Origin of the sequence: Methylothermaceae bacteria B42, assembly GCA_001566965.1 — a bacterium.
Lineage (GTDB): Bacteria > Pseudomonadota > Gammaproteobacteria > Methylococcales > Methylothermaceae > Methylohalobius.
Genome location: LSNW01000030.1, coordinates 75299 through 98475 on the forward strand (window position 1 = coordinate 75299; position 23177 = coordinate 98475).

The following is a 23177-nucleotide window of genomic DNA, read 5'->3' on the forward strand; positions in this document are numbered from 1 at the left end:
CAACCCCCCAAGCGGGAGTAGCGTAGCAAACCAAACCCGCTCCATCCGCTTTTCCACCACTTGAGAGATTGCTCGATCCATCCAGGCAATTTCAATACTGCCAAAATGTTCTCCTTCAAAAATCACATCCCGGCGAAAACGAATCAACCCACTGTCTTCGGGCTGCTGGCGCTGCCACCGCAATAAGACGACATTATCTTCATTCCGTATCACCACAGAGTACAGGTCAGATTCTGAATTAGCGATTTGTTGCACCACCGTACGCATCACCGCCACATCCTCAGTTAACAGCGGCTCTAACAGCGAGGCGGAAAGCACGGCAAAGGCCTTTTCGCTGCGGTTTTCAAGCGCCCTGTATAATTCCCTGCGCTCCATCTCTCCGGTCAACTCACCCGTGATATAACCCACCACAGACACAGCCAAAACCAAGGGAATGAAGAGCGAAAAGGCCAATGACAGACCCTTGTTTCTTTTGGATTGATGAACTGCGAAACCCATGACCATGAAATACTATGGCGATAAAGCCGGAGAAAAAAATTGATGATTGCTGTCCATTGCCTGGGAAATAAATGCAAAATCCCCTTCCTCAGGAGGTAAAAAGCGCTCTTTGCCTAAGCTCAATAGACTTTTTTGAAGTGCTGTAAATAGCTGTTGCGATAATCCGAATCTTGCTACCCACGGTTTGGTGACATTTTCGAATGCCGCCAATACTCTAAGCGGCGCACCTTGCTGAACCAATTTCTTGAAAGTGCCTTCCTTTAATGCCCCTGCATCAAAGGTTCCATCGGCAACCGCCCATCCTACCCGGTCATGACGCCCCAAATATTCATACTTTTTAAGATCCGAGGCGCGCAATCCCGCTTGGTATAAATACTGTTGGGATAAGTAACGGCCAATGGTGGATCTCGAATCACCAAAGGCAAACGTTTTGCCTTTGAGTTCCTTCACTGAATTGATAGTTGAGTTGCGATGAACCACAATTACTCCGCTAAAGCGTTTTCTGCCATTGTTACTTTCCAAGGCAAGCAACCGAATGTCAGGATACCGTCTTTTCACACCTACATAGGAAGCGGGCCCCAAACGGGCAAAATCCACCTTCCCTGCTATTAAGTCCTCAATACCTTTGGCATAACTTCTGGCAATCTGCATGCGGATTCGTACCGGCTCTCCCAACATTGATTGCAAGCGACTTTGAATTTGATTGAGTACGGGTCTTAATTTTTTGACTACCGCGGTAGGTTTGTCGGTGGTATATACCCCAAACTTCAAATCCATTTGCGCGCAGACCGGCCCCAGCCAGGCCAAGCCAAATAATACCGCCAAAATTTTTTTGCAAAACCTTCCCATCGTTTTCCTCTCGCTCGATCTGTTTGATTATTGGCAAGACCCTTAGCCATAAAATTTAGACTAAATTGCGGCAAGTGACAGCATGTTGGGTGGGAAATTTTGCAAAGATTCCTCCCGGGCGGAGCATAGCGCAGCCAAAACCATGGCACCCCTGTCTCCTGACCGGGAGAATAGAAAAACGCCGGCAGACATACCCCGGCGGGGTGACCGCCATCAAACCTGGGCTAGGCCGCCTGCCGTGACAATGCTTCCAAGGGCAATTCCGGCAGCGGCTGAAGAAAACGCAGTCCCAGCTCTCCTTGATCGGTTTTCCTCACGACCTCGGCCGAAACGGTTTTACCGAGAATATCCAATCCCATGTCCAGGGTTTCACCCGGATGGAGACCGGCAACCCCTTGAATCCGCGCGCCGCTGCGGCTTAAATCGCTCAATTTGGCTTGCAGCACCTTCCCGCCTTGAATCACCCGCAAGGGAAGCCCAGTGGGTACCCGCCTCTCCCGGCGCCGGTCGGAAATTTTTTTGATCCTGCCATCGCCAGAAAGATGCACTACCTCCCCGTCATTCAAGAGCCGGGTGGAACCCTCCGCTCCGACAATCGCCGTCAGATTGTATTCACGGGCGACGATTGCCGCATGGCTAAGCCATCCACCGACCTCGGTAATCAGGCCCTTGGCGCGTGCGAACAAGGGCGTCCAGGTGGGATCAGTAAACCGCGCGACCAGAATATGACCCTCGCGGAAGGTATCAATATCTCCGGGATTACGGATCACCTGGACCGGACCGACAATGTCGCCTTCGCCGGCCACGCGGATACCGCTCAGTTCACTGGTACTCTCTTTGGTTAATTGAATATCCAATCCCAGCGTCTCTATCTTTCTAACCGATAGCTTTGCCGGCAACGACATGGAATGCCATTGCTGGGCCTGAATGATTCGTTCCGCAGCCAGGCCCAAGGCATTTTCTGCGATTTGCCGGTGCTTGAGTTTCAACACCTCGGACAGGGATAGATAAAATATTTCATCCCCAAGGCCAAAACGCTGGCCGATCTCCACCAGCAGTAGGCGCAAATTGGCCAATTGACGCAAGCAATCGTGCTTGGCCTCTTCCTTGAGCACCTGGAATCGCCGCGCCCTGTCCACGGTCATTCGCAACACCTTGCCCGCTGGCAAGGGGGGCGAGGACGCCGATGAGTGTCGACCGGCCCGTCCAAGAAGCGCCTCCACCATGCTGGCATCTTCCCGGTAACGGGGCTGGGATAACTCATAGTCATTGGGCGCGCGGTGGCCGAACAACCCGAGAAAATCCTCCAGGTTCCGTTTTCCCTCCCGGATTTCCGGCAACATTTCCATCGCCTGTTGGACGACCGTGGTGGCATCCGCCACCAAATAACAGGCCGGCGCCAGACCTTCCCTGGTTAATTGCCGGCTGGCGGTTTTCCAGTAGAAATCCGCGGCCACATTAATCACTTCAGCCTGGACATAGGTTTCCGTGACAAATGCCTCGGTCCATTCCCGCAGCAAGGTCAAAAGCTCATCGCGGCTGAAAACGCCAAGATCCAAGGCTTCGTGCAGACGCATTTGGTGACGGAAACGAGGCAGAAAATGTTCACGGAAATCCCGCTCAATCCACTGCGCGCCCCGGCTCAGACGAAACGCGGTTGCCGCCCCCGGGCCTTTTCCCGAGCGCCGCCGGCTTTCCTCCTGATTGATGTACAAGGCACCGAAACAAGTGACGAGCATCGGCGGCGAGTCTTCATCCACGTCATAGGGAATGCCGAGAATCCGGCACGCCATATCCGTGCTGCCACCCGGCGCCCACAAGCGTTCCATCAAGGACAAGCTCAATGGCGTGGGCCGGGGCAGCAATTCGGACAATTCGTTCTGAATCAATACCGGATCCCCGCCCCCGGCAACGGAAATCATGTCCAGAATCCGGCGGCGCTCGGCTTCCACGGAATCACGGTCAGCTATCGAAACGGTAATATCCCGAGCCTGCAGCAGATAAAATTTCCCTTGCGCGTACGCCCATTCAATATCTTGGGGGCGGCCATAAAGCGCTTCCACCCGTCGTCCCAACGCCAATAACGGTTTCAGATCTATCGGGGGCGATTGATCTTCCCACAGTTGTCCGCTCAGCCGTCCAAACCGAAAACCCTTGGGGGTGGCGGCACCGCTGACCAAAGCCTCTCCCACCCCGGTAATCATTTCCACCAACATACAGCCTGTGGTGGTGGGATGCTCGGTAAACAATACCCCGGCATATTCGGCGGGCACCATTTTTTGCACGACAATTCCCCCCGGTTCTTCCTGATTGCCGGCATAAGCTCCCGCCCGCCCGGAAGTAAAAGAACCACGGATTTCCCCGATGGCTGATTGCAAATCATCCCATTTCACGCCCAACTTGGATTCGAAAACCCCGGCGTAACTTTGCTGGGCGCCGTCTTCATTCACGCCGGAACTGCGCACAGCGACCTGCTCACACCACAGGCGCCGGTACAAATGGCGCATCTTGGATAACATTGTTTGCGGCCAGGGCTTGCCTTTCTCCAAAGTTCCTAACAACGTATCAGTCAAGACGAACCCATCAGGAACCGGAAGTCCCGCCGACATCATCTGCCCCAGCCGGATCGCCTTGTTGCCGCTTCCCCTATAGAAATGCGCCTTGGATAAAGGCACAATACCTGGATCCTGGCCAGCGGGCTCGGGAAAAGCACTCGGAGGGGTCTTTTCCGGTTCGCGTTCGCGCCGGAAGCGCCAGCGCGCCATGAAACCATGAAGAGAAATCAGAACAATGGTGAAAAGCAAATACCCATTGACGGCCGCATTTAAATGCCAGGCCAATGCTCCGATGGCGGCGGCAAATACCCCGTATAAAATTGTCCAGCGTCCGTTGCGCTTGGACGCCGTCGCCATTAAATAACCAAATAATGCCACACCCACTGCCGCCGGCAAAATCCGGGTAGGATCAGGCTGTCCAAGATCCTGTATCCAAAGGAAAGCCTCCGGGCGCTGTTCGGCCACCCGCTGGACTACCTGAAACAACACCAGAAATATAATAATCTGGGCCAAGGAAACCGCCATATTGCGCCCGGGTGTCAAACCATGGCGGCGGTAGAGCTTGAGGATGGAGCGATTGGCTTGGGGCTCGTCATCCTTAAACCGCTGCTTGATGGCGCTAACATCTTCCTTCAAACGGCGCTGCATCAACTGGTCCCGCTCGGCTTTCAAGGTCCAGGGCATAAACGCCAGCCGAAGAATCAAGACCACCACAGCAATGCCGGCCACAAGACTGCCCAGGGATGCCCGCAGCTTTAACAGTCCCGCCTCCAATGGCCCGGCGACCCAATCCAGCAAGGACCGGCCTTGCCTGGCCTTTATCCATTGAGCCACATGAGCCTTGGCGGCCTTGGGAAGAAAAAATTCGTGGGGCAAGCTGTAGCGCCCGAGAAATTCATAACCCAGGCGGCTAAGCCGTATCCCAAGTATCTGGGCATAGAAACAACTACGTTTATCGTAGCAAGGAGCGATAATGGGGCGGTTTTTGGGCAATGCCTTGAGCTTGGCTTCCAATTCCCCGGACGGCAACATGCGGATAGGTAAATTTACCGCGCCAGGCAGATGCCCCCGCTCAAAATCCCCCGGATAGCGGACATCCACAAACAAGGCATTATTGTCAGTAATCTGGTGGATAACTTCATCGGTCTTTAATAAAACCGTTTTGTTTGGGAAATCAGGCAAGTCCCTCAACTCCTTGGGAGAACGGCCATTGGCCATTGCTAGGGGACGGTTTTCGGCAATCCATTTTTCATAACCGCCCACCACGAAATTGCATGCATAACCCTGCCGGTTGAATTCCTCGCATAACTCGGAACTGCGGTTGCCGGAAAAACACATCAGGACGGTTCGGGCGCCGGGCTTGAGAAGCTTCTCGGGATGCCGGCGCAAGTCGGGATATCGGATATGCCAGCTCCCAGCGATACGGCCCTTCTCCACTTCCTCCGGCTCACGGATGTCGATTAAATTCAGGGGCCGGCCAGTATTGAGCCAGCGGGCCAACTGCTGGGTGGAAACACCCAGGGGATGCTGTAATTGTTGACTGAACGACAATGTCTTGAGAGAGACATCACCCACCTGCTTGCCTTCTTCCACCGAACCGCGGATCAAATTAAGCCGCAGCCTTCGGTTTTCCTCATCCACTTGGCGAGTGTACTGGAAAATATTCAAGCTTACCGATACCAGTAATCCTATCCATGCGCCCCTGAATACCCATCGCCAAGATTGGCGCCGCTCGGTGCGGTAACCTGGTTTATTGCCGGCTGAATAGGCAACCCCTCCCACCATCACCGACAGCACCCCCAGCAATTGCGCGGCGCTGGCGGAAAAATTGATGAGTAAATCCGGCGATGGGATTGCCCACGCCGGAACAGAAAGCAATCCTAAAAATAAAACCGTGGCACAACGATGCCCTACCCAAAAGGCACGTGGAAATAATGGCATTCTCCCCCCTTCTGCAAACAGCAAGCACACAACCCACGACGTCTCCGCGCCATGCGTCCTGCTTGTTCTGAATATTGTTACAATTGAATGACAACCCTCAAGAAAACAAGCGTAGACCAAACCGGGCAACATTCAAGGAAAGAATTATTTGTTTTCAGGTAGGACATAACAGACAGCAGGTTAATTGGCATGAATGTTAAGTGGCATGATTTTCTTGAACAGCGTATTACAGTCGCTACCCTGGATTTGGACGAGCCTTTAAGCGTTCTATCCCCTCTACCCACTTCGGGCATCATTGAAGTGCAAGGTAAAGATGCGGCAACCTTTTTGCAGGGGCAGGCGACCTGCGATGTACAGGGCTTGGGAGTCGAGGATAGCTGCCTGGGTGCTTTTTGTAATGTGCAGGGCAGGGTTATCAGTACCTTCAGGATATGGCACTGGGAGGAAGGATTCCGGCTTCTCCTGCCACAAGATTTGTTGCCAGTCATTTTAAAAAGACTGCAAATGTATGTGCTGCGGGCGGAGGTTCGATTACAAGCCAATCCTGACTTATGTTTGTTTGGCTTTTTAACTACCGCCCTGCCGTCCTTTCTGAATTTGCCTGCTCGCGCCAACCAAATTTGTCATAGCGATGAATTGTCATTCATACAATTGCCTTTTTCCGAATACCGTTTTCTGGCAATAGGCTCTTATGAGGCCGCTAAAGCTTGTTGGTCGAATTTAGTGGATCAGGGCCAGTTTAGTCAGCAGCCGAGCAGCTTCTGGCAATTGCAGGATATTCGCTGCGGCCTGCCGACCATCACGGCTGAAACCTCGGAAGCATTTCTCCCGCAAATGTTGAATCTGGATCTGCTTGGCGGGATCAGTTTTGAAAAGGGGTGTTATACCGGCCAGGAAGTGATTGCGCGGACGCACTATCGAGGCACAGTCAAACGCAGGCTTTACCGGGCCCAAATAGACACCACGGAGACAGTCAACCCTGGAGAGATTTTGGCACAGGGGGAAGACACGGTTGGTCATATAGTGAATGCTGCGCCGGTGACGAAAAATATATGGGAATGCTTGGCTGTCGTGTTGTGTGACCGGGTTCAAAAAATTCCCACCTTCTTACACAAACCTGAAGGCCCACCTTTGCAGTGGCTGGAACTAGCCTATACTTCCTAAATGTAATGTCACAGCCAGGAAAGTTCACCATGCAATTCAACAGCGATCAGGAATTTCTTGCCTTTCTTCTTGATGAAATTGAAAACGACCGCATCACCCTGCCCTCCCTGCCCGAAGTGGCGCTTGAAGTCAAAGAAGCCCTAGATAAAGGAAATGTCACCGCCTCCAAACTGGCCGATATCATTGCCAAGGATACCGCTTTGTCGGCAAAGCTTTTACAAGTCGCGAACAGTCCCATGTACCGGGCCAGGGCGGAAATCACCAATATCCAAATGGCCGTCATGCGCATGGGCTATGACACCGTTCGCACTTTGATGTTGAGCCTGGCGATGAAACAGGTTTTCCAACCCACTTCACCTTTGTTGAGCCAATATCTTCAGGAAATCTGGCAAACGAGTGTCAATGTGTCCGCCATCAGCCGGGCTCTGTCGGCCCTGGCACCAAATCTGGATTCCGAACAAGCCATGCTGGCGGGGCTGATCCACCAGATCGGCAAGCTGCCCATCTTGACACTGGCGGAGCAAATGCCGGAACTGGCGAACGATAAAGCTACGTTAGGGCCCCTGCTAGAGTCGCTGCACCCGCAAATCGGCGGCGTTATCATGAAACACTGGCGCTTCCCAGAAGCCCTGTATAAAGTGGCTACCGAATATTGCCAGTGGCAACGTCAAACGGACAACAGCGAAGCCGATTACGTCGATTTGGTCCAAGTCGCCTATTTTGAAAATCTCACCAGCAATGGACAAGAACCGCCCGTGGATCCCGCTCAGGTAACGGCTTTTGGACGACTGGGGCTGGAACCTGAAATTGAATCCATTGAAATGGAAGGTATCGAGGAAACCAAAGCCCTGTTTAATTAACCACTCAGCATTCCCCCTCGTAGAGGGTGCCGTAAAAGCCCATCCATAGGCTTTTCCGACTCCTCCATTTTCAATGGCTTTTGTCCATCGAAAATGGCGATGCGTCCCTGCATCACAGAGGCTGTCGCCTTGTGAGACACCCTCTCGTAGCAAAGAGCAAGGCCGGCTTCACCGGTCTTGCTCTTTTATTGGAACAGGAGTTGTTCCTACGGAAGTCAGCCGGTATAGTTAAGCAACTACTGACTTTACTTACTTAAAGACATGAACCAAAAGGCGCTCAGACGCTTCCGTATCATTGGCATCAGCACCATTACCGCCGTTTATTTGCTGATTTTAATCGGCGCTATTGTGCGGGCTTCCGGGGCAGGCATGGGATGCCCTGACTGGCCCACTTGCTTCGGCCACTGGATACCCCCTACCCAAGAATCTCAACTTCCCCCCAATTATCATGAAATCTACGCCGATCTTGGTTACGCCAACACCAACTTTAACCCTGTCAAAACCTGGACGGAATATTTCAACCGTTTGGCAGGCGTAACCATTGGCATTTTGATGATTCTTACCACCGTTTTCGCTTTTCCATTTTTAAAAGGGGGGGATAAAGGAATATTTTATTTGAGTTTGACTGCGCTGTTACTGGTGATTTTTCAGGGATGGCTAGGCGCGGTAGTTGTCAGCACCAACTTGCACCCATTGATGATCACTGCCCATATGTTACTGGCCTTAACCATTGTCGCCCTGTTAATTTATGCCGTGGCCAGGTCACAACGGGATTACTTCGTCAAACTTAATTCCCATGCGCTGAATCGAACTGTCTATGTGGGATTATGGCTAATATTGGGCATGACATTAATACAAATCATCCTAGGCGCCCAGGTAAGGGAAGCCGTGGACATGATTGCTAAGGCCCACGAATATCAGAACCGTTATCTGTGGCGGCAAGAGTTGCCCTGGGTATTTTATGTCCACAGGGCCTTTGCTTTTATTGTATTAACCGCTAACTTCTGGCTGATTTGGCAGTTTCTTAGGACGCTGCCGGAAAATCACCTATTATTCCGCTTAAGTATCGTTTTAGGGATACTGGTTGTATTAGCTGTGGGAGCAGGGATCAGTTTAGAACGCCTGGGGATCCCCCCTTTTATTCAGCCAATTCATTTACTGTTGGCGAATTTGATTTTTGGTGCTCAATTTTTCCTGCTAGTTGCCTTTCGCTATTGCCGCATCACAGAACCGGAAACATCCTCAAGCGAAGAAATCTCTGCTCATTTATAAGAGCAACTTTCTGAAATTATCTTGAGTCCTGGGAACTTCTGTTTCAGCTCCTTTTCAAGGCGCATGGGAATGCTGCGGTCCACATGAATCCAATGTAATATCCGGTAGCGCTTCATTGGCATCACTTTCACTTCAATCCCTTTTTTCCGCAACCGCCTGGCAGCAATTTCCGCCCTTTTTCTTGTATCGAAAACGCCCAACGAAATAGCGCCCTTCCAGGGACCTGTTTCAAACAACCATAAATCCCGTAAACCTTTGTCCTGCAGTTCTGCCAAAGCAAGCCGGGACGATTCGATAGAATCTTTGGGGGGATACATTAGCCAATAACCTCTGGTCTCAATCACGCTCTTGGTTTTAACTTTGGCGTTGAGACCAGCACTTTTTAGTTGCTCCCCCACCCGATGCGCGGTAACCAAACCCTGGAAAGGACCAATACGATAGCAACCACCCAAAATCACTTTGGGTTTCTTTTGAGGAGACTGCTTGTTCTTGAGTTGCTTTTGAGCTTCTTTGCGAGGTTTGGTTACGGTTTTCGGGCTAGCGGAAGCTTTTTTTTTTGTTGGTTTCTTTTTTTCTTCCCTAGCCGTTGCCGGCGCCGGCGCTTCAGAAAGCTCCTCTATCAATACCAGACGTTCAACTGGCCTACCCGCATCCCCCACCACGCGGACCGATTCAGGCGAGCTAACAAAAAGCTCACGCAAAAAAACGACGCTATTAAGTATTAAAAGCACTAAAAAAACTTTATTGGTTAAATTCATTGTTCTCGACCGACTATAACCATTCCTTTCCAAACGAGATCCGGTACCCATTGGCAAGGAAAGCTCAGCTCTTGATTTATTTTGGCCGCATCGCCCCCCGTGATGATCCAATGCAGCTTGGGTAATTGTCTGTGCATTCTTTCCAAGAATCCAACAAGCGCATGAAAAGCACCGGCTTGTACAGCCGCTCCGGTATTATCCGCCAGTATTTCACCGGATTTGTATTCTTTCATTATAGTTTGAATACCGGGGGCTCGCTCCAATAATGCCTGCCCCATCAGGCTTAACCCGGGACAAATCACCCCCCCACGATGCTGGCCGTTGGATTCTAGCACGTCCAAAGTCAAGGCTGTACCACAATCCACAATACACGCCGGCAAGGCGCAGTGATGCCGAGCAGCGATCAAGGCGAGCCATCGATCCACGCCCAGGGTTTCCGGTTGCCGGTAGCCGTTCATTACACCGTAACCTTGCGCTTGGGTTTGAATGATTTCTGGTGAAATATGCCAGGTTCGCTCAGCCCACGCACATATTTGGCGGGTGACTGATTCATTGGCAACACTGGCTATCAAGATCCGGCTGGGTCTAGAAATGTTGACCCAGCATTGCGCCAATTCAGCCTGTGATAAGCCTTCCGAGACTCGTAATGCGGATTCCTCTCTAAGACGTCCATCCTGCCATTGCACCCATTTAAACCGGGTGTTACCACAGTCCACCAGCAAATCCATCACGAACCCTTTAGGCGCAGCTTAATATCCCCAGCTGCGAGTAAGCACCGCCTGCCGTCAGGCAATTTCAGCTTTAATTGACCATTGTCGGCGATATCTTCGGCAATGGCATCAAACTGATAACCGCCTTGCTGAACAATGACTTCCTTTCCAAGAACGCAGTTCCACCGCCGCCAGTCTTCCAGCCAAAACCTAAGCCCTTTCGATTCGTATTCCCCGAAAAGCCGCATCAACTGGCAAATCAATGCTGCAATAATTTGGTTTCTGGAAGGCTTTGCGTCAGGAAGAAGCGCTTTCGCGTCAATCCAGGGCTGATCAATTTTAGAAGATGCCCCGCTGGGCATGTCCAGATTCAATCCTATTCCCGCCACCACCATGCATTGGCCTTGACTCTCCACTCTCGCTTCCACAAGGATGCCGCCCAGTTTCCTGGCCTGGTATAAAATATCATTGGGCCACTTTAGATTGAGCTGGGGAAAACCCTGCTGCAGTAAAGCGCGAACAACGGCCACCCCAACTGCCAAACTAAGTCCGCCGACGCGTTCCGCGCTGGTAAATCGCCATAACATGGAAAGATAGACATTGACCCCATAGGGAGAGATCCAACGGCGCCCCAGCCGCCCCTTTCCAGCTGTTTGCATTTCCGCCAAACAAACGCAACCTGTGGGTTTGTCTTGAGCGGTTTCCATCAGATAAGCATTGGTGGAAGGCAGGCTGGAAAATATTTCAAGGGGAATTTGGGCTTGGGGACAGGCTGCCTGAAGGTGGGATTCTATCAGCGATTTATCCAGTAATTCGAGCGGCTTTACCATGCGATAGCCTCTGCCGCTCACCGCCGCCACCTCCAATCCCGAAGATTTAAGTTTTTGAATCCGCTTCCAGACAGCGGTTCGGCTGATACCTAGATTTTCTGCTAATTGCTGTCCCGAATGGAATTTGCCATCGGACAACTGCCTGATTAACTGGATTGTCGTCTCGGAAATGGTAGGCAAAATGTGTCAATCTTTTCATCTAAAGAGGAAGCATTATAGCAATTTGACCTTACTTGGTATTTTGCTTCTGCTCTCTCAAGTCAGCCATTTGCCGCTGAACCACATGCCGAATCAAAAACTCCTGGTCACTTTCTTGAATCTCGGTAAAATCCACCCCGACCCGGTAATCACCGCCTTCCTTTTGCTGGCAATATACCACCCTGCCATAAACAACAATACCCGCCAGGGCAGGCGGGACGACCAGTTTCAATTCAAGGCTGTCGCCTTCCTGCAAAAGTTCTTGAGTATCAAAAGCAATCCCCGTGGCGCTCAAATTGACATGGCAGGTCGGTTGATCCACAAATTCCGATTGGCTCATCACCAAGGCACGGGCGATAAGATCCAGCTTCTTCTCCAGGGTTTCAAGATAATCCGCCACATCCGGGCTGCTCCGTTGAATCCGGTGTAGCTGGGATTTGGATTGCTGGGCCAGATAATCCAAATTTGCCGTCAAGGAAAATGTATCGGCAAGCCGTTTCCTGGCTTCGTCCGATTCCATGGCTTCACCGCTAGCCATTGGACGGTAGGCTAACACGATTTCATCCTCGACTCTAAAATAACGGCGACGCTCATTCACGGGATTGGAAGAACTTTCAGTCATTCAATATTACTCCATAAGTAAATCAGGCTGGGTTGGTTCAAATGATTCTTGCACTAGAATAATTTCCACCCGGCGATTCCGGGCCCGGTTCTTGGCATTCACATTTGGCACCAAAGGACGGGTATCGGCGTAACCCACCACCATCATTCGTTTTGGATCCACACCGCCCCGCAATAGCTCATGGGCGACAGTCACCGCACGCGCGGAGGATAACTCCCAGTTGGACCGATACCATTCGGTAGCAATGGGAACATTATCGGTATGGCCGGCGACCAGCACTTTTCCTTGGCTGTTTTTTACCGCTTGGATGATTTTTTTCATGGCAGAACTAAAACCAGCATTGAGTACGGCGCTTCCGGAAGGGAACGAACCTTTTTCATGAATCCGGATAATAATCTTGCCCTGTTCGGTTTCAATACTGATCTTGCCGGCACGAATTTCCTCGGTTAGCGATTCGCGTATTTTCCTGGCTTCTGCCTCTAGTTTCTTTTGCTGCTCTTGGGCCAGCCGGGCCGCCATTTCCTCCCGGCTCATTTTGCCATTGCCCTTGGTGGCCTCTGGAATCTCTAGATTCGGTAACTCTTCGGTAGTGGTCTGGCGGATTTCCTCCAATGGCGTGGGCTGCGTGGTAGCGGGACTGAAGTGCTGGGCAATGACGCTGGTCCCTTTGACCACTTCGTAAGCCACAACCTCTTTTTGCACGCCAAAAGCATTTTTCAAGGAAGCCGCCATCTGCCGAAAACGCACCACATCCATGGTGGCAAACGATAACAACAATACGAAAAAGCACATCAACAGCGACATTAGATCCGCAAAGGTCATCACCCAAGCGGGGGCGCCGGCCTTGCATTTCGGGCAATCGGCTTCATCTGACATTAGCTGCCCTCGTTACTTTCGGTTTTTGGACTCCAAAATCGTGTTGCACTAATCTCCCTCACCATTGGTTCGCTTCTTCTCTGGCAGATAGGTATTGAGCAATGCTTCTAATACTTTGGGATTCATCCCTTCCTGAATGCCATTGATGGTTTCGATAATCAGCGATTTGGTGTCCCTTTCATATTCGCTAATCAACGCCAGTTTATCCGCCAAAGGTATCGCAAAGGCATTGGCAATGACCGCTCCGTATAGCGTGGTAAGCAGCGCCACTGCCATGGCGGGGCCGATACTGGCAGGATCGGACATATTGGCAAGCATTTGCACCAGACCCACCAAGGTGCCAATCATGCCCATGGCCGGTGCCATGTCACCCACGGAACTCCACATGGTTTGGCCCACTTCATGACGCTTGATGGCCATATTGATGTCCTGGCTGAGCATTTTCCGAATCAAAGCAGGGTCGTGTCCGTCCACGCACAGGCTGACCCCTTTTTGCAGGAATTCGTTTTCCACGGTTTCATTTTCCAACGCCAATAGGCCGTTTTTGCGGGCAACATCGGCCAAACGCACAGATTCTTCAATCAATTTGGCAGGATCTTCCAGCTTGTTGAAAAACGCTTTCAGGGCAACGCCAAAGGAACGAAAAAAATCAGACAACGGGATTTTCATTAAGGTCACCATGAATGTTCCCCCGAACACAATCAGAATCGAGGGAACATTGACGAACAAGCCAAAATCGCCACCCATCATAATGGCGGCAATGATAATCCCCATACCGCCCAAAAATCCGACTAAGGTTGCGATATCCAAGGTTGATCCTCCTAAATTGCGTTTCTCTAATTAAAAAGTAGCACGCGCAGGGAAAACGGAAAGGAACGGGGAGCTAAAGCTCAAAAATTTTATCGGCCTTGAAATCCTTGACCAATTTTTTACCGTGATAGCCACGCGGATTACATAACACAAGCGTATCGGCACAACGATATTCCCAGACAGAATGGGTATGGCCATGAAACCAGGCGGAAATATCATACTGATACATGAGTTCGCGCAAATCATTACAATAGGCATAACGATTAGGCGCGGAAGGAGAGCGCCCCCAACTCCAGAAAGTCGGCGCGTGGTGAGTGACCACCACCGTTTTTCCCGAAAAAGGCTTGGCGAGCATCTGCTCCAACCACTGACGCGACTGCCAATTTAGCCACCGGTATTGATCTATCCGGTATATGCCGCCTTGGTAGCGAATCTTGTGAAAATCATTCACGCAGTCCAGCAATTCTTCCGCGTCTGTCTCGCCATCCCCCAAATTGGTCCATAAAGTACACCCCAGAAACCGAATGTCTCCGAGAATAACGCTTTGATTTTCCAGGAAATGAACATGACCGCCTTCCGAAGCCATCTCAAGCTCAAGCAACACGCGGCTATGATCGTGGCCGTAAAATTCATGATTGCCTGCCACATAGATCACCGGCAAGGGCTGTTGTTGCAGCCACTTGAGTCCCTGCAAGCCAACACCAATATCGCCGGCAGCCACAATCACATCCGCTTCGGCCGGTGGCAGTTTTAGTTCGCCAAATTCCAGATGAATGTCAGAAAAGTAATGAATCCGCACAACGAAGAGATTTCAATTTATAATTGGGAAACTTTGAAACAGGTCCAAATATCCATGACATTAATACTAGCAGCTAACCAAAAATCAGCATTTTCATCATGAGCACACCTCCCATCCCCAGAAAGTCCACCCTAGGCGTTAACGTCGGCCATGTACAAATTGGCGGCGGCGCGCCGATTGTCGTGCAATCGATGACCAATACCGCCACTGAGGATATCCAAGGGTCCGTGGAACAAGTCCTGTCATTGGCCCGCGCCGGATCGGAACTCGTGCGTCTGACGGTCAACACCGAAGAAGCCGCAAAGGCCATTCCCAAAATCCACGAGAAACTGCAGCAACAAGGATGTGAGGTGCCATTGGTAGGGGATTTCCATTTCAATGGCCACAAATTGCTGGCTAAATATCCCGCTTGCGCCGAGGCGCTGGCAAAATACCGGATCAACCCAGGCAATGTCGGGCGGGGTTCCAAGCGCGATCCCCAATTTGCGCAAATGATTGAGATGGCTTGCCGCTATGACAAACCCGTGCGCATCGGCGTTAATTGGGGCAGTCTCGATCAAGCGGTATTGGCAAGACTGCTCGATGAAAATGCCCGGCTTCCCAATCCCAAGGACCTCGATGAAGTCATGCGGGAGGCAGTGATTACATCGGCCCTGGAAAGTGCCGCCAAAGCGCAAGAACTGGGATTGGCCGCCGACAGGATCATCATTTCTTGCAAGATGAGCGGGGTTCAGGAACTGATTGCGGTTTACCAAGAGCTAGCCAAGCGCTGTAACTATGCCTTGCATCTTGGGCTCACCGAAGCCGGCATTGGCACCAAAGGCATTGTTGCTTCAACGGCGGCACTCTCGGTACTGTTGCAACAAGGCATTGGCGACACTATTCGCATTTCCCTGACCCCGGAACCTGGCGCCTCCAGAACCAAAGAGGTCGTTGTCGCGCAGGAGATCCTCCAAACTATGGGTATCCGTTCTTTTACTCCAATGGTTATTTCCTGTCCAGGATGCGGCCGCACCACCAGTGATTATTTCCAGCGCCTGGCCCAGCAAATCCAGGATTTTTTACGAGAGAAAATGCCGCAGTGGCGCGAAGTTTATCCCGGCGTCGAAGAGATGCACGTGGCGGTTATGGGTTGTGTGGTCAACGGCCCCGGGGAAAGCAAAAACGCCAATATCGGCATCAGCTTGCCGGGTACGGGAGAAAGGCCCGTGGCTCCTGTTTATGAGGATGGTCAAAAAACGGTCACTCTGAAGGGCGATCGCATTGCGGAAGAATTCCAAGCGATCGTTGAAGATTACGTTGCCAGCCACTATGGACAGGCCAAATCCGCTTGAATCTTTTTCTATCAGACATAAAAATAAAAAACCGCCAGGAAAGGATTCCCGGCTTACCGCCGGGGCCTTTCTGAACGGTTGACTTGATTGCGCTAAAGTTTAGCTTTAGTCAATTAATTCCAGCGTTGCGCCTGGGCTTTCCAACTGCCATCCGCCTGACGCTTGAAGACGTTATAAATCACGCCATCATAGGAATACTCCAGGCCGTCTTCCTTATTCACCCAACGCACCGATGAAACCACGGTGTCATCCTTGGCATAAATCACATCTGTCAAATCAAGTTTGAAGTGATTCGGGTTGGAATCAAGCAGTTGCTTCCAAAAACGGCGGATTGCCTGCTTGTCCTTGGCAGTTTTTCCATTTGGCAACAACACCACGGCATTGTTGGCATACAACCGCATCAATGCATCAATGTTGCCCGAATGCAGTACAGCATTCCATTGAGCAACGGCATCTCTGGCCATTTTTTCCGAAACTTGCTTGGAATCATCAGCAAACCCATTCGCCATGCCTAACGCCAATGCAAGGAATAGTACGATTTTTTTCATCAAGTCACCTCATTTAAGTTTATAGATAGAACTGTCGATTATTATAGATTAAAAAATTCATAATAGTTCTATTACAGTTTGATTCTTTAAACGAAACAATATGCGTCCATCCTGGGTGGACTCATCCTTTTAACTAATCATAGTTAACTTAAATGAAGAAAATGTGACTCAACGCTAAAAAGACAAAGAGACTGGGTGGAAATTAAATCAGTTGCCCAACGAATGGGAAACAACAAAACTGCTCAGTCCCAGTGTTTTTTGTAATTCCGCCTGCCATTGCAAAGCTTTGTCTTTTTCTAGGGCAGGACCGACTAAAACCCGGTAAAGGCTCTTTTTCGACGATCCACTGGCTTCTTCGACAAAAGCGGGAAAACCCGCCTGACGTAACTGATCCCGCATGAGTGTCGCGTTCTCAGCCTGGGCGAAACTACCAGCCTGCACCGCCCATGCAGATGGAACAGGAACATTAGGCAATGACTTGGACCGAGCCAAAGCCTGATTGCCCGCTTCAGCCGTGGTTTCTTGCATTTGCCGGAGCCGGGCTTCAAATTCTTGCTTGGGAAAAGTTGGCGGCTGCGCATCAAAAATACGATCCTGCTCCAGGGCATCTTCAAACAACATGGGCAAAAAGATTATCGCCAACAGCACCAATACCGCCGCGCCAACCAAGCGTTGTTTCAGTCGTTGTTCCACGCTTTTCCAGGACCCGATAAAAAAGCTGAAATCAAAAAAAAGGAACCGAAAACCACCAGCAAATCATCAGGCCCCGCTTGCTTTTGAAGCTTTTCCCAAGCCTCCTCGATATTGCTACATCCAGCAACAGGCAAAGGCATGTCCAATTTGGAAAAGGCTTCGAGCAAACGGGTTTCCGGCATGGTTCTGGTATTTTCCAACGGCGCCAGCACCCAGCCATCGATAATATTTCGCATGCTGGAAACAACGCCTTCGATATCTTTATCAATCATGACTGTAAATAAAGCGAAAATCTTCCTCCCGGGAAAATTTTGCAGTAAATACTCCGCCAGCAAACCCGCTGCTTGAGGATTATGGGCGACATCCAGCAGTATTTGCGGTCGCCCGGGTAAAAGTTGATATCTTCCCTGCAAGCGCGCTTTTTGAAGCCCTTCTTCAATGGCGGACCTGTCCACTGGAAGCGCTTGAGCAAGGTGCATCAATGCCTCCAGGACAGAACTGGCATTAGCAAGTTGCTGTTTTCCTGGCAGGCCCGGCAGGGGCAAATTCTTTAGCGCCAAACGGGAGCCCTGCCAAGTCCATCTTTCGTTCCCCGAATATTCGTAGCTAAAATCCTGGCCCAATCGGTACAGGTGGGTACCTATTTCCCGGCCATAATCCAGCAAAGATTGCGGCGGCTTGGTATCCCCGATCACTGCGGGACGGCCCCGCCGAAAAATGCCGGCCTTTTCAAAACCAATGGCGTCCCTGGTCTCTCCCAGCCAACCCTTGTGATCGATGTCAATACTGGTAATCAAGGCCACATCGCCGTCAATAATATTCACGGCATCCAAGCGGCCGCCGAGCCCTACTTCGAGCAATTGCACATCCACCGCAGCTTCGGCAAATAAGTCTAAAGCGGTCAACGTGCCAAACTCAAAAAAACTCAAGGTGGTCCCTAAACGGCACTGATCTATACGCGAGAATGTATTACAAATCGCTTCATCGGCAGCGGGCTTGCCATTGATGCGAATACGCTCGTTATAGTGAAGTATATGGGGGGAGGTATAGGCGCCCACCCGATAACCCTGGGCGCGTAAAATGGATTCCAATAACGCGACACAGGAACCTTTGCCATTGGTTCCCCCTACCGTGATGGTCAGGGGTTGTTGATAATCGGGCCGCAAGGACTCGAAAACCCGTTTAACCCGGGCCAACCCTAAATCGATCTTCCGGGGGTGAAGGGATTCTTGCCAGGCAAGCCAATCGGCAAGCCTGCTAAAACGGGACGGTTTAGATTTCGCCGTCGCCCTCATGCCCTATCTCGGAAGGTTCCGGAATCACACCTGGTGTTGTTTCTAGGCCTACCTCCTCAGGCTCTGAAGGTCTCTCAGATTTTTCAGGCATCCGCCGATGGGTGAGCATGGCTAACAGGCTCGCCAAGGTATCGCGCATATCACGGCGATCCACAATCATGTCCAGCGCGCCGTGTTCAAGCAGGAATTCGCTGCGTTGAAACCCATCTGGCAGGGTTTCACGGACAGTTTGTTCTATCACCCTGGGGCCTGCAAAGCCAATCAAGGCATTGGGTTCAGCAATATTCAAATCCCCCAGCATGGCCAAGCTTGCCGATACGCCGCCCATGGTGGGATCGGTCATCACCGAAACAAAAGGCAAACCCGCGCCCGACAAGCGGGCCAAAGCCGCCGAAGTTTTGGCCATTTGGAACAATGATAATAGCGATTCCTGCATTCTCGCGCCGCCGCTGGCGGAAAACACGACAAAGGGGATTTGCTGCTCCAGCGCCCGATTAACGCCGCGGACAAAACGTTCGCCCACCACCGATCCCATAGACCCTCCCATGAACTGGAAATTAAACGCCGCCGCCACTAAGGGCTCACCTTTCAAGCGACCGTGGACGACAATCAGCGCTTCAGTCTCCTCGGTGGTTTTTTGCGCTTGGGACAAGCGGTCTTTGTATTTTTTGGTATCTTTGAATTTGAGTGGATCGGTGGAACGCAAATTTTCACCGATTTCCTCCCGATGTTCCGGGTCCAGAAAAAAATGCAGACGCCTGCGACCGCTGATGCGCAGGTGGTGGTTGCACTTGGGGCAAACTTCCAGGTTGCGTTCCAACTCGGCCTTGTAGAGAATTGCACTACAAGCGGGACATTTACTCCACAACCCTTCCGGCACGGTGCTTTTGCGATTACCTTCGGTACGGATTTTCGAAGGAACTAATTTTTGAAACCAACTCATTAATCTTCAACCTTAATTAGCCGACCTTGTCCATTGCCGCCCGCATTTCAGCCAACAATGTGGTGATAGCAGCGGCAATTTGTTCCGGCTGTTCATTATTTTTTTCTACTTGACTCACCAACACGCTACCCACGACGACAGCATCGGCAATACTGGCCATTTTCGCCGCGGTTTCAGCATTTTTGACACCAAAGCCAACGCCCACAGGCAACGTTGACAAAGCCCGAATCTCATCAACTTTCCGTTTTACGTCATCCAAGTCCAAATGAGCCGCACCAGTCACACCCTTTAAAGAGACATAATAGAGATAACCCTGCCCTACTCCGTCCACTTTTTTAATTCGCTCGGGAGTACTCGTTGGCGCCAGCAGAAAAATCGGATCGATATCGGCTTCAGCCAATAAAGGCAATAGCTCCCCTGCTTCTTCAGGGGGCATATCCACGGTGAGCACCCCATCAACGCCGGATTCGCCTGCCGCGGAAGCGAATTGGGCATATCCCATCCTTTCAATCGGGTTCAAATACCCCATCAAAACCACCGGAGTATCTCCATCCTGCTCGCGGAATTGCCTTACCATCGACAGCACATCCCGCAAACTGATGTGGTGCCGGAGCGCGCGTTCGCTGGCCCGCTGAATCACTGGCCCATCGGCCATAGGATCGGAAAACGGCACGCCCAGTTCGATAATATCCGCACCAGCTTCCACCATTTGGTGCATCATCGGTACCGTGAATCCGCGCTGCGGATCTCCTGCAGTCAAAAAAGGAATCAAAGCCTTGCGTCCCTGACTGGCCAGACGCTCGAAAGTTTGGGCAATCCTGCTCACAGATTCAGCCCCTCCCACTTGGCAACGGTATGAATATCTTTATCACCTCGTCCAGATACATTGACGATCATAATTTCATCCTTTTCCATTTGTGGCGCCAGTTTCATGGCGTATGCCAACGCGTGACTGGATTCCAAGGCGGGCATGATGCCTTCAATTCGGGTCAGGCTATGAAAAGCCTCCAGGGCCTCGGTGTCGGTGATGCTCACATAGTTGGCCCGGCCCGTATCTTTCAGCCAGGCATGTTCAGGACCCACGCCGGGATAATCCAGGCCAGCGGAAATGGAGTGGGTTTCAATGATTTGGCCATCTTCGTCTTCCATCAAATAGGTCCGGTTGCCATGCAATACTCCTGGTTGTCCCGCGCATAAGGGAGCCGAGTGCCTGCCGGTTTCGATACCTTCCCCCGCCGCTTCCACGCCGTACAATGCAACGTCTTCGTGTTCCAAAAAAGGATAAAACAAACCGATGGCATTGGAACCACCGCCAACGCAAGCCACCAGGGCGTCCGGCATGCGCCCGGCTTGCTTGAGAATCTGCTGCTTGGCCTCGCGTCCAATCACCGATTGAAAATCACGTACCATTGCCGGATAGGGATGGGGACCGGCGACGGTGCCAATGATATAAAAGGTGTCATCCACATTGGTTACCCAGTCCCGAAGCGCCTCATTCAAGGCATCCTTGAGGGTTTTAGAGCCGGAAGAGACGGGACGTACCTCCGCACCCAATAAGGACATCCGATAAACATTGAGCTTTTGCCGCTCGACATCCACTTCCCCCATGTACACCACGCATTCCAATCCCAAGCGCGCCGCCACGGTAGCTGTCGCCACCCCGTGCTGACCGGCGCCGGTCTCGGCAATTACCCGCTTTTTACCCATGCGTTTTGCCAGCAGCGCTTGCCCCACGGTGTTATTTACCTTGTGAGCCCCCGTGTGATTGAGGTCTTCACGCTTGAGATAGATTTTTGCGCCTCCCAATTCCCGGGTCCATCGCTCGGCGAAATATAAAGGAGAAGGACGGCCCACATAATCCCGAAGATCTTGATCCAATTCAGCCAAAAACTGTGGATCCCTCAAATATTTTTCGTAGGCTTCGTTTAACCCTTCCAAGGGATACATCAACGTCTCGGGGACGAAGATCCCGCCATAGCGGCCGAAATGTCCATTGACATCGGGCCACTGATAATTTTTAAGCTGCTCTGGTGCAGTCGCCATAGGTTACCTCTTGAATAAAAGCCGCCATTTTTTCGCTATCTTTAATGCCGGGCCTGGACTCCACCCCGGAACTGACATCCACAGCGAAAGGACGAACCCGTTCAATGGCGGTTCGAACATTGCTGGGGGACAACCCACCCGCCAAGATTACGGGTAGCGGCAAGTTGGGGGGAATATAGGCCCAGTCAAAAGACTGCCCCGTACCGCCTCTCGCTTTTGGATGCCAGGCATCTAAAAGCAAACTCTGCGCCGAATTAAAACGCCGGGCCTCTAAATTCAAATCCACGCCTGGCTTCACCCGAATCGCTTTGATGTACGGCCGGGAAAAATGGCTGCAAAAGGACGGCTGTTCATCGCCATGAAATTGCAGGACGTCCAATGGCACTTCGGCGAGAACCGCTTCCACTTCTTGGACAGTTGGATTGACGAACAAACCCACCGTACTCACGAAAGCCGGCAAACTGCCTACAATTTCCGCTGCCTTTTCAACCGTAATATGCCGGGGGCTAGGGGGATAAAATACCATGCCCAATGCGTCAGCGCCCAAATTGGCCGCAATTTCCGCGTCCTTAACGCGGGTCAAACCACAAATTTTAACCCGGATTCTATGCAAAATCTTCCTCTATCTCTATTCGCTTCAAATCTTGGGGGAGACGATCAAAAACCTGATGCCGCGGGATACCAAAATAATCTGGATACCACACCCCGGCCAAATACAAACCATGAGGCGGCGCGGTGACCCCGCCCGCCGTTCTGTCGCGGGCCTGCAAAACCTCTCTGGCCCAGTCAGGATCGCGCTTGCCACTGCCGATGGCCATTAGTACACCCACAATATTCCTTACCATATTGTGGAGAAAAGCATTGGCAATCAGATCCACCACGATTTCCTCCCCTTCCCGGCTTACTTCCAATAAGTACACTCGTCGGTAGGGGCTCTTGGACTGACAATAAGGGCCGCGGAACGAACTAAAATCATGCTCCCCAAGGAGGTGATTTGCCGCCACCTGCATTGCCGTCACGTCCAAAGGATAATAACACCAAGTCACTTGTTCCCGCAGCAACGCTGAGGCTGTCTTCCGGGTAAAAATCCGGTAGCGGTAATAACGGGCAATCGCTTGATAACGGGCATGGAACTCATCTTCTACACCGCGAGACCAAAGGATACGTATATCATCGGGCAGATATGTATTTGCCCCCATGGACCAGGCTTTAAGGGGGCGCTGGACAGAGACATCAAAATGGACAATTTGCTCCCAGGCATGGACGCCGGCATCGGTACGGCCCGATGCAATCACCCGAATAGGGGCGGCGGCAATTTTGCTCAAGGCAATTTCCACCCGTTCCTGAATGGAATCACTATGCTTTTGAAATTGCCAACCTGCATAGCGGCTGCCATCATATTCTAATTTAAGAGCGATGCGCATGGTGTAAAAAATTTTTTGTCTAAAGATTGGTCAAATATTGAATACAAATAGATTCTATATGACAGACAAAGGGCGGTAAAATTAGCTTTTCTGTCTCGTTTTGATGTAAATTCATCTATGCTTATGGTTTAGAGTGGGGCGAAAACGACTCTTCC

General features: G+C 51.3%; 20 protein-coding genes and 1 pseudogene. 4 read left to right on the top strand and 17 right to left on the bottom strand.

Going from position 1 to position 23177, the window contains the following annotated elements:
- Positions 1-510 precede the first annotated feature (510 nt).
- Positions 511-1347, bottom strand: coding sequence for a phosphonate ABC transporter substrate-binding protein (locus AXA67_09220; GenBank protein KXJ40477.1), 837 nt, complete (start codon positions 1345-1347; stop codon positions 511-513).
- Between the two features lie 224 nt (positions 1348-1571).
- Positions 1572-5843 carry a hypothetical protein gene (locus tag AXA67_09225; GenBank protein ID KXJ40478.1) on the bottom strand — a complete coding sequence of 1424 codons (4272 nt, stop codon included), beginning with the start codon at positions 5841-5843 and terminating at the stop codon, positions 1572-1574.
- A gap of 189 nt (positions 5844-6032) precedes the next feature.
- On the opposite strand from AXA67_09225, the gene AXA67_09230 reads away from it, so the two are divergent.
- The 3 genes from AXA67_09230 (at position 6033) to AXA67_09240 (ending at position 9139) form a co-directional block, all read left to right on the top strand.
- Positions 6033-7007: a hypothetical protein gene (locus tag AXA67_09230; GenBank protein KXJ40479.1), complete on the top strand. Its 975-nt coding sequence runs from the start codon at positions 6033-6035 to the stop codon at positions 7005-7007.
- 29 nt (positions 7008-7036) lie between these two features.
- Positions 7037-7867 (top strand): histidine kinase, encoded by an 831-nt coding sequence (locus AXA67_09235; protein ID KXJ40480.1) that lies wholly within the window; start codon positions 7037-7039, stop codon positions 7865-7867.
- A gap of 261 nt (positions 7868-8128) precedes the next feature.
- On the top strand, positions 8129-9139 hold the full coding sequence (locus AXA67_09240; GenBank protein KXJ40481.1) for a cytochrome oxidase assembly protein: 1011 nt from the start codon (positions 8129-8131) through the stop codon (positions 9137-9139).
- Here the strand turns inward: AXA67_09240 and AXA67_09245 are convergent.
- The 7 genes from AXA67_09245 to AXA67_09275 form a co-directional block, all read right to left on the bottom strand.
- Positions 9130-9897 (bottom strand): hypothetical protein, encoded by a 768-nt coding sequence (locus AXA67_09245; GenBank protein KXJ40482.1) that lies wholly within the window; start codon positions 9895-9897, stop codon positions 9130-9132. The two genes, AXA67_09240 and AXA67_09245, sit on opposite strands and share 10 nt — an antisense overlap.
- Complete coding sequence (locus AXA67_09250) at positions 9894-10625, bottom strand: hypothetical protein (GenBank protein ID KXJ40483.1); 732 nt, start codon at positions 10623-10625, stop codon at positions 9894-9896. Before AXA67_09250 ends, AXA67_09245 begins: the two co-directional genes overlap by 4 nt.
- Positions 10625-11575, bottom strand: a complete 951-nt coding sequence (locus tag AXA67_09255; GenBank protein ID KXJ40484.1) for a hypothetical protein — start codon at positions 11573-11575, stop codon at positions 10625-10627. The genes AXA67_09250 and AXA67_09255 overlap by 1 nt, the downstream gene beginning before the upstream one ends.
- A 91-nt stretch (positions 11576-11666) precedes the next feature.
- Entirely contained in the window at positions 11667-12257 is a 591-nt protein-coding gene (locus tag AXA67_09260; GenBank protein KXJ40485.1) for a hypothetical protein, read from the bottom strand.
- 6 nt (positions 12258-12263) lie between these two features.
- A complete protein-coding gene (locus AXA67_09265; GenBank protein ID KXJ40486.1) occupies positions 12264-13133 on the bottom strand; it encodes a flagellar motor protein MotB in 870 nt (289 codons plus the stop codon).
- Positions 13134-13181: 48 nt separating this feature from the next.
- Positions 13182-13943 (bottom strand): flagellar motor protein PomA, encoded by a 762-nt coding sequence (locus AXA67_09270; protein KXJ40487.1) that lies wholly within the window; start codon positions 13941-13943, stop codon positions 13182-13184.
- 73 nt (positions 13944-14016) lie between these two features.
- Positions 14017-14742 (bottom strand): metallophosphoesterase, encoded by a 726-nt coding sequence (locus AXA67_09275; GenBank protein KXJ40488.1) that lies wholly within the window; start codon positions 14740-14742, stop codon positions 14017-14019.
- Positions 14743-14840: 98 nt separating this feature from the next.
- Here AXA67_09275 and ispG point away from each other — a divergent pair, with 98 nt between their 5' ends.
- Positions 14841-16076, top strand: a complete 1236-nt coding sequence (gene ispG / locus AXA67_09280) for a 4-hydroxy-3-methylbut-2-en-1-yl diphosphate synthase (protein ID KXJ40489.1) — start codon at positions 14841-14843, stop codon at positions 16074-16076.
- Positions 16077-16189: 113 nt separating this feature from the next.
- Here the strand turns inward: ispG and AXA67_09285 are convergent, their stop codons facing one another.
- The 8 genes and pseudogenes from AXA67_09285 to AXA67_09320 all read right to left on the bottom strand — a co-directional run bounded on the left by AXA67_09285 (position 16190) and on the right by AXA67_09320 (position 23022).
- Positions 16190-16624 (bottom strand): hypothetical protein, encoded by a 435-nt coding sequence (locus AXA67_09285; protein ID KXJ40490.1) that lies wholly within the window; start codon positions 16622-16624, stop codon positions 16190-16192.
- A gap of 207 nt (positions 16625-16831) precedes the next feature.
- Complete coding sequence (locus tag AXA67_09290) at positions 16832-17317, bottom strand: hypothetical protein (GenBank protein KXJ40491.1); 486 nt, start codon at positions 17315-17317, stop codon at positions 16832-16834.
- A complete protein-coding gene (locus tag AXA67_09295; protein ID KXJ40492.1) occupies positions 17302-18612 on the bottom strand; it encodes a bifunctional folylpolyglutamate synthase/dihydrofolate synthase in 1311 nt (436 codons plus the stop codon). The genes AXA67_09290 and AXA67_09295 overlap by 16 nt, the downstream gene beginning before the upstream one ends.
- Positions 18613-18712: 100 nt before the next feature.
- A pseudogene (locus AXA67_09300) lies at positions 18713-19555 on the bottom strand (acetyl-CoA carboxylase subunit beta).
- 16 nt (positions 19556-19571) lie between these two features.
- Positions 19572-20381, bottom strand: coding sequence for a tryptophan synthase subunit alpha (locus tag AXA67_09305; protein KXJ40493.1), 810 nt, complete (start codon positions 20379-20381; stop codon positions 19572-19574).
- Positions 20378-21598 (bottom strand): tryptophan synthase subunit beta, encoded by a 1221-nt coding sequence (locus AXA67_09310; GenBank protein ID KXJ40494.1) that lies wholly within the window; start codon positions 21596-21598, stop codon positions 20378-20380. Before AXA67_09310 ends, AXA67_09305 begins: the two co-directional genes overlap by 4 nt.
- Positions 21573-22211: an N-(5'-phosphoribosyl)anthranilate isomerase gene (locus tag AXA67_09315; protein KXJ40495.1), complete on the bottom strand. Its 639-nt coding sequence runs from the start codon at positions 22209-22211 to the stop codon at positions 21573-21575. The genes AXA67_09310 and AXA67_09315 overlap by 26 nt, the downstream gene beginning before the upstream one ends.
- Positions 22204-23022: a pseudouridine synthase gene (locus AXA67_09320; GenBank protein ID KXJ40496.1), complete on the bottom strand. Its 819-nt coding sequence runs from the start codon at positions 23020-23022 to the stop codon at positions 22204-22206. Before AXA67_09320 ends, AXA67_09315 begins: the two co-directional genes overlap by 8 nt.
- Between the last annotated feature and the right edge of the window lie 155 nt (positions 23023-23177).

What these genes read in the sequence shown, in the direction of transcription:
- AXA67_09220 (KXJ40477.1), bottom strand. Translation starts at nt 1,347, where the DNA reads ATGGGAAGGTTTTGCAAAAAAATTTTGGCGGTATTATTTGGCTTGGCC.
- AXA67_09225 (KXJ40478.1), bottom strand. Translation starts at nt 5,843, where the DNA reads ATGCCATTATTTCCACGTGCCTTTTGGGTAGGGCATCGTTGTGCCACG.
- AXA67_09230 (KXJ40479.1), top strand. Translation starts at nt 6,033, where the DNA reads ATGAATGTTAAGTGGCATGATTTTCTTGAACAGCGTATTACAGTCGCT.
- AXA67_09235 (KXJ40480.1), top strand. Translation starts at nt 7,037, where the DNA reads ATGCAATTCAACAGCGATCAGGAATTTCTTGCCTTTCTTCTTGATGAA.
- AXA67_09240 (KXJ40481.1), top strand. Translation starts at nt 8,129, where the DNA reads ATGAACCAAAAGGCGCTCAGACGCTTCCGTATCATTGGCATCAGCACC.
- AXA67_09245 (KXJ40482.1), bottom strand. Translation starts at nt 9,897, where the DNA reads ATGAATTTAACCAATAAAGTTTTTTTAGTGCTTTTAATACTTAATAGC.
- AXA67_09250 (KXJ40483.1), bottom strand. Translation starts at nt 10,625, where the DNA reads ATGGATTTGCTGGTGGACTGTGGTAACACCCGGTTTAAATGGGTGCAA.
- AXA67_09260 (KXJ40485.1), bottom strand. Translation starts at nt 12,257, where the DNA reads ATGACTGAAAGTTCTTCCAATCCCGTGAATGAGCGTCGCCGTTATTTT.
- AXA67_09265 (KXJ40486.1), bottom strand. Translation starts at nt 13,133, where the DNA reads ATGTCAGATGAAGCCGATTGCCCGAAATGCAAGGCCGGCGCCCCCGCT.
- ispG (KXJ40489.1), top strand. Translation starts at nt 14,841, where the DNA reads ATGAGCACACCTCCCATCCCCAGAAAGTCCACCCTAGGCGTTAACGTC.
- AXA67_09285 (KXJ40490.1), bottom strand. Translation starts at nt 16,624, where the DNA reads ATGAAAAAAATCGTACTATTCCTTGCATTGGCGTTAGGCATGGCGAAT.
- AXA67_09295 (KXJ40492.1), bottom strand. Translation starts at nt 18,612, where the DNA reads ATGAGGGCGACGGCGAAATCTAAACCGTCCCGTTTTAGCAGGCTTGCC.
- AXA67_09310 (KXJ40494.1), bottom strand. Translation starts at nt 21,598, where the DNA reads ATGGCGACTGCACCAGAGCAGCTTAAAAATTATCAGTGGCCCGATGTC.
- AXA67_09320 (KXJ40496.1), bottom strand. Translation starts at nt 23,022, where the DNA reads ATGCGCATCGCTCTTAAATTAGAATATGATGGCAGCCGCTATGCAGGT.